Here is a 6,479-nt window from a genome sequence, read left to right as displayed (position 1 = left end):
TAGTATAACATGGGAACATATAAATATCTATGATTACTTATGGGGCAAGTTAAGTACTATGACAAGGAGGGACTTTTTCCGGATATGATGCGCGTCTCCGGGATCCGCAAATTCAGCGACCGCGAACTGGAGACTCTGCGTGTCATCGAATGCCTCAAAAAATCCGGCATGGAGATCAAGGACATCCGCCAGTTTATCGAATGGTGCGCCATGGGAAAGGAAACTTACCCACAGCGCCGTGCCATGTTTCAGCGTCAGCGTCAGAATATCGAGGCAGAAATTGAGCGTATGAACCAGGCACTTGATATGCTGAAATACAAATGCTGGTTTTATGACCAGGTAATGAAAGGTGTCAGCGAAGATCAGCTTCATGCGATGATCCCGGATTCTATGCCGGAAGAGATCCAGGTAGCCTACGCTCACGCCCACGAAACAAAATCCGCATAAAATTTTTATTCATAAGCAGCACAAAAGCCATACTCCGGGATCATGGCAGTAATCCTTCGGTATGGCTTTTGTTATGGCAAAATTTTGATTTACTTATATGTGTCTGAACATTTAATTCTAAGGAATTATTTGATAAAGCTTACGTGCTTACAGATTTCTTCTACTGCTTTATCTTTTCTCTGGTTGAAGATCACTTTGTTCTCTTCGAAGAGGTTACGTCCTTCTGTGTCGATGGATACGATCAGAGGTCCGAATTCTTTGACACGGCAGTGCCATAATGTCTCAGGCATTCCGAGGTCTCTCCACTGAGCATCTACGATCTCTTCTACTTCTGTTGCTGCTACAACTGCGTTTCCAGCCGGGAATACACAGTGGATTGCACCGAATTCTTTGCATGCACGCTCTGTATTTTCTTTCATACCACCTTTACCGATGATAACACGAACGCCTGTCTCTCTTACAAATTCGTATTCGAATTTTTCCATACGCATACTGGTTGTCGGTCCTACAGATACCATTTCGAACTTGTCATTTTCCAGTGGACGGATGATCGGGCCAGCGTGGAAAATTGCTGCGTCTCTTACGTTTACAGGAAGTTCACGGCCTTCTTCAACGAGACGTCTGTGAGCAACGTCACGACAGGTTGTCATGCTTCCGTTTAAGTATACGATATCTCCTGCATGGATATCCTTCAGATCTTCTGCTGAGATCGGTGTTGTTAAAATTTTCTTTCCATCTTTCATTTCCAACATTATAAAGTCACCCCCGAATGTGTTGTGATTGTGTAGTTAAGGTCTTTATCAAAGATAATATGTCCACGTCTGTGGGACCAGCATCCAACGTTTACGGCTACACCGATGGTGGATGGATGTCTTGCTGTGTTTTCGATGTGAACACCCATTACGGAATATTTACCGCCCATACCCTGAGGTCCAAGGCCGATCGCATTGATACCGTCTTCGAGCAGTTTTTCCATGGATGCAGCACGCTCGTTTTCGTTGTGGCTTCCAAGCGGTCTCATAAGAGCTTTCTTGGAAAGCAGTGCAGCTGTTTCTACGGATGTTGCAACACCAACACCTACAAGGAGTGGCGGACAAGCATTTAAGCCATAAGATGTCATGACATCCATAACGAATTTTGTTACACCTTCGTAGCCTTCACCTGGCATCAGGACCATAGCTTTTCCCGGAAGAGTACATCCGCCGCCGGCCATGTATGTGTAGATCTCGCATTTGTCGCTGTCCGGAACGATATCCCAAAATACGGTAGGAGTTCCTTTTCCAACGTTTTTGCCTGTGTTGTACTCGTCAAATGTTTCTACACTGTTATGACGAAGTGGTGCTTCGAAAGTAGCTTTGACAACTGCTTCTTTGAGGAGTGCTTCCAGTTCTCCGATGAGCGGGAAGTTTGTTCCACATTTTACCCAGAACTGTAATACACCTGTATCCTGGCAGCTTGGTCTGTTGAGTTCTTTTGCCAGAACCTGGTTTCTCTGCATGGTCTGGTAGATTACTTTAGACAGCGGGCTGTCTTCTTTCTCTGCAAGTTCGTTGATCTTTGCCTTGATGTCGTCCGGCAGCACTTTACCAATATAGGAAACAAAGTTTGCCATATAAGTGGTAAGCTGCTCTACCTGTTCTTTCTTACCCATTTGTTTGTCCTCCTGGTTATTATAATTTTAAAGTTAATAATTGAGTTTGAGTTTATTTATCAAATTCCTTTCGTGTTTCTCATTCTCACGGAAAGAATGGGAAAGCGATCGGAAGAATGATCATACTTACTACAGTTGCGATGATGATGAGCGGGAATCCAGATTTTACATAATCCATGAACTTGTATCCGCCGGCACCTACTACCATTGTGTTTGCTGGCATTCCGATCGGTGTTGCGTATGCGCAGGAACCGCCGATCACACATGCCATCAGTACTGCTCTCGGGTCAGCTCCCATTCCCTGTGCGATTGACAGGCAGATTGGAACCATAAGAGCGGTTGTTGCTGTGTTTGACATAAAGTTTGTCAGGATACAGCAGAGAATGAATACTACAAATGTCAGTACATATGGAGATGGATTTTCACCAAGTGCTCCGATTACTTTGTTGGCGATCAGTTCACCGGCTCCTGTTTCCTGCAGTGCAGCTGCAAGAGAAAGTGTACCGCCAAAAAGGAAGATCGTCTTGAGATCGATGGATTTGAGTGCATCTTTCTCAGAGATAACTCCTGTGAGGATCAGAAGCAGTGCTCCGATTCCACCGGAAATACATAATTTAATGCCAATTTTGTCTTCAAAGATCATTGCCAGCAGTGTCAGGATCAGGATGATCAGGGATAACCACTGTTTCCATACCGGAACGTTGCTGAAATCTTTTTCTGTATCGAATGCTCCCTCATCTTTAACATCGTGATTTGGAAGAAGTCTGTAACCGATGGTTGCGTAAAACAGGATTCCTACGATCAGGATCGGAAGACCTACGATCGCATACTCGAAAAATCCGAATTTCATTCCAATTTCCTGAAGTGCACTCTGTGCGATCAGATTTCCTGGTGCTCCGATCAGAGAAAGGTTACCGCCCATAGCTGCTGCGAATACCAGCGGCATCAGAAGACGGGATCTCTTGTATCCGGATTTTGCAGCGATACCGATCACTACCGGGATCAGAACTGCAGCTGTACCTGTGTTGGATAAAACACCACTCATAAAACCTACGATCACCATGATCGCAACGATCAGCATTCTTTCTGATTTTGCGAATCTTGTTACAATACTTCCGATCTTGTTTGCCATGCCTGTTTCAAATAATGCCCCACCTACGATGAACATGGATACAAACAAGATGACATTACTGTCGATAAATCCTGCAAAAGCTGTCTTGACATCCAGGACTCCGGTTACGACAAGACCGATACAGACGATCATGGATGTAACTCCCAGCGGAATCCTCTCAAATACGAACATGATTACCGCAAACAGGAGAAACAGCAGTGTAATTGTTGATGGACTCATTGCCACACCCTCCTACTTTTTCGTTATGTAATTTTTCAGTAATCGTTTGGCCGATTCATTACTGTTTTGTTATGAGCTTATTATATACAAGGGTTTCAGGATTGTACATTTATTAAAACATATGGTACTATAAGTTTTTCCTATTGAAAAATTCATCTCAATAAACGTTTCTTTATCTTTTCATTGCGAATCTTTTTTTCTCATGCTATTATGAATTTTAATAAAACTACAGATACAAGGGGGAATTTCAGCATGAAATTAACTCAGTTAGAATACTTTTGTGTGGCGGCCAGGTATCACAATATTACCAAAGCCGCCAAAGAGCTTTTTGTGACTCAGCCTTCGATTTCCAATGCGATCAAAGCACTGGAGGAGGAATTTGGTGTGAATCTTTTTTTCCGGAATAATAATAAGCTCACCCTCACACCGGAAGGCGAGCTCTTTTATAAGAGTGCAGAAGGACTTCTTGCGCATGCAGATTCTGTCGAGATGGAATTTCATGAATTAAGGAAAAAAATCACACCGATCCGCATCGGGATCCCGCCTATGCTGGGGACGATCTATCTGCCTGAATTGTATTTATCCCTGAAAGAAAATTTCCCGGAAGTCGATTTCCGGCTTTTTGAGTTTGGTTCTATCAAAGCGTGTGACCTTGTTTTGGAGGAAAAACTGGATATCGCGATCGTCAATGCGGAACAGCCTGCAATTGACAAATGTAATTCTCGCATTATTGATACAGAGGATCTTTATTTCTGTGTTGCACCAGATCATCCTCTTGCCGAACAGAAGACAATTCTTCTCACTATGCTCGCAAACGAACCTCTGATTCTCTTTAACACAGATTCTGTGCAGGTCATGACACTGACCCGGCAGTTCAAAGCAGTCGGTGTAACCCCGCGTGTTATCCTAAACACCAGCCAGATCACGACACTCATCAATATGGTCAAATCCGGTCATGTAGGAACCTTCCTGTATCGTTCTATTGTGGAAGCACATCCAGATATTGTCGGGATCCCGGTCATGCCATCGATTGAGCAGCGTATCGGTGTCATCTGGAAAAAAGGCAAATACCAGAACACCACTGCTGAAAAAGTGATCAAATACATAGAGAACTTCTGAATTTTTCCATAAAAAAAGATAGCCGAACTATTTATTGTCAGCTATCTTTTTTTATTGCTATTTCCAGGCTCCGGTCTCATCTTCGATTCCGAATTCTTTCGGATCGAAGGCTGGATCTTTGCCTTCTTTCTTTTGTTTCTCATAATCTTTAAGAAGTGCGACGGCTTTTGGTGCGAGAAGTGCAATCGCAATGATGTTTGCCCATGCCATCAGGCCATAGCCGATATCGCCCATCGCCCATACTGCATCCGCATTTACAATGGCTCCCATGAATGATGCCGCAAGAAAAACTGCCCGTGCGATTGCAATGGCTTTCTTGCTGTTGCCGGTAAGATAACGGATATTGGACTCTGCCTGGTAACAGTATCCTGTCATGGACGTAAATACAAACAGTACAATGATAATTGCCAGTACCTTACCGCTCCACGTTCCAAACGTGCTCATCAGCGCATACTGTGTCCATTTGATTCCGGCTTCGATGCCGCCGGTCTGGCTCATTAGAAGATTTCCTGCACCATCGGTGACATCAAAGGTTCCTGTCAGAAGAACGATCAGTGCAGTTGAAGTTCCGATAAATAAAGTATCTACATAGATAGAAAATGACTGGATCAGTCCCTGTTTCACCGGATGGGAACATTCTGCCGCTGCGGACACGATCGCACCGCATCCCATTCCGGCTTCATTTGAGTAAATTCCTCGTTTGACACCCCAGGAAACAGCAGATCCGAGAATACCGCCAAGTACTGCATGTACACCAAACGCAGACTGCACGATCATCAGAAGGATCCCCGGAAGTTTGGTGATATTCAGTCCGACAATGATCAGCGCTGCCAGAATATAGATCGCGCACATTGCCGGTGCCAGCATTTCTGCGATATGTGCAATACGTTTGATACTTCCATATACTACGATTCCAAGTACGATACAGCAGATCGCGCCCACAAGGATCTTATTTACAGAAAAAGCTTCCTCAAACACAGTTACCAGTGAGTTAATCTGCACACCCGGCATGAGGAATCCAGGTCCCAGAAAGGCAACTACTGCAAACACGACCGCATATGGTTTGCACTTCAGGCCTTTTTCTATGTAATATGCCGGGCCGCCGGTGAATTCTCCGTCAGGACTCTTGACTTTGTATGCCTGGGCAAGTGCCGATTCAACAAAGGCAGACGCTGCTCCGATCACAGCGATCATCCACATCCAGAAAACAGATCCCGGTCCGCCATAAAAGATCGCAGAAGCGACGCCGGCAATATTTCCCATACCTACGCGGGCACCTACTGTTGTAGCAAATGCCTGAAATGGAGTGATTCCGCTCTCACTCTCTTCTTTGGATGTCAGAAGTTTGACCATTTCTTTCACTAAGCGGATCTGTGGAAATTTAAGACGCAGTGACAGATAAAGTCCAACCCCAAGACACAAAACAACCAATACCATGCTCCAGACCATCGCATCCATCTGGTTTACAAACATTGAAAATTTCTCCATAAGCCCCTCTTTCCTAATACTATACTTTAATACTACTATATTACGCTAAATCGTGAAAAAGCGCAACGAAATATTGATATTATCTATGTTTTACTTTCTTTTTTTCTATATTTCTCCCGATATCTCATTTTTTCACAAAAAAAGAACAAAGAAGTTCTATTTAAAACTTCTTTGTTCTTCTTAAATAGCAGGGGATGAGAGAATCGAACTCCCACCAAAGGTTTTGGAGACCCCTATCATACCATTTGACCAATCCCCTAGAAAATTTATCGTACCTACAAAACTACATACATGTTGACTAAGCAATCGAATTTTAACCATGCTTCCGTTCGATAGCGGTCACCTCATGACCTTTCTCGAACTAGTTGGTCAAGCCCTCACCCTATTAGTAGCAGTCAGCTCCATGTGTTACCACACTTCCAC

6 protein-coding genes and 1 tRNA gene are annotated in these 6,479 nt (G+C 44.0%); 2 read left to right on the top strand and 5 right to left on the bottom strand.

The window, feature by feature from the left end:
- The first annotated feature begins 39 nt into the window (after nucleotides 1-39).
- Complete coding sequence (locus tag DXC01_RS19450; RefSeq protein ID WP_118699654.1) at nucleotides 40-447, top strand: MerR family transcriptional regulator; 408 nt, start codon at nucleotides 40-42, stop codon at nucleotides 445-447.
- Between the two features lie 125 nt (nucleotides 448-572).
- On the opposite strand, the gene ttdB is transcribed toward DXC01_RS19450, so the two are convergent.
- The 3 genes from ttdB to DXC01_RS19435 all read right to left on the bottom strand — a co-directional run bounded on the left by ttdB (nucleotide 573) and on the right by DXC01_RS19435 (nucleotide 3,449).
- A complete protein-coding gene (gene ttdB, locus DXC01_RS19445) occupies nucleotides 573-1,199 on the bottom strand; it encodes a L(+)-tartrate dehydratase subunit beta (protein ID WP_022214740.1) in 627 nt (208 codons plus the stop codon).
- The gene (ttdA, locus tag DXC01_RS19440; RefSeq protein WP_022214739.1) at nucleotides 1,199-2,098 is read right to left on the bottom strand and encodes a L(+)-tartrate dehydratase subunit alpha; all 900 of its coding nucleotides are present in this window, start codon (nucleotides 2,096-2,098) and stop codon (nucleotides 1,199-1,201) included. Before ttdA ends, ttdB begins: the two co-directional genes overlap by 1 nt.
- A gap of 85 nt (nucleotides 2,099-2,183) precedes the next feature.
- Nucleotides 2,184-3,449 (bottom strand): SLC13 family permease, encoded by a 1,266-nt coding sequence (locus DXC01_RS19435; RefSeq protein ID WP_118699653.1) that lies wholly within the window; start codon nucleotides 3,447-3,449, stop codon nucleotides 2,184-2,186.
- A 252-nt stretch (nucleotides 3,450-3,701) separates the two neighbouring features.
- On the opposite strand from DXC01_RS19435, the gene DXC01_RS19430 reads away from it, so the two are divergent.
- Nucleotides 3,702-4,568 carry a LysR family transcriptional regulator gene (locus DXC01_RS19430; RefSeq protein ID WP_022214736.1) on the top strand — a complete coding sequence of 289 codons (867 nt, stop codon included), beginning with the start codon at nucleotides 3,702-3,704 and terminating at the stop codon, nucleotides 4,566-4,568.
- 57 nt (nucleotides 4,569-4,625) lie between these two features.
- Here DXC01_RS19430 and DXC01_RS19425 read toward each other — a convergent pair whose 3' ends face one another.
- Nucleotides 4,626-6,056, bottom strand: coding sequence for an alanine/glycine:cation symporter family protein (locus DXC01_RS19425; protein ID WP_118699652.1), 1,431 nt, complete (start codon nucleotides 6,054-6,056; stop codon nucleotides 4,626-4,628).
- A 188-nt stretch (nucleotides 6,057-6,244) separates the two neighbouring features.
- Nucleotides 6,245-6,315: transfer RNA gene (locus DXC01_RS19420), tRNA-Trp, on the bottom strand.
- Between the last annotated feature and the right edge of the window lie 164 nt (nucleotides 6,316-6,479).

Origin of the sequence: Blautia sp. OM07-19, from assembly GCF_003481595.1 — a bacterium.
Lineage (GTDB): Bacteria > Bacillota > Clostridia > Lachnospirales > Lachnospiraceae > Blautia_A > Blautia_A intestinihominis.
Note: the sequence above shows the minus strand (reverse complement) of the source record. Positions and strands in the feature narration are given on the sequence as shown.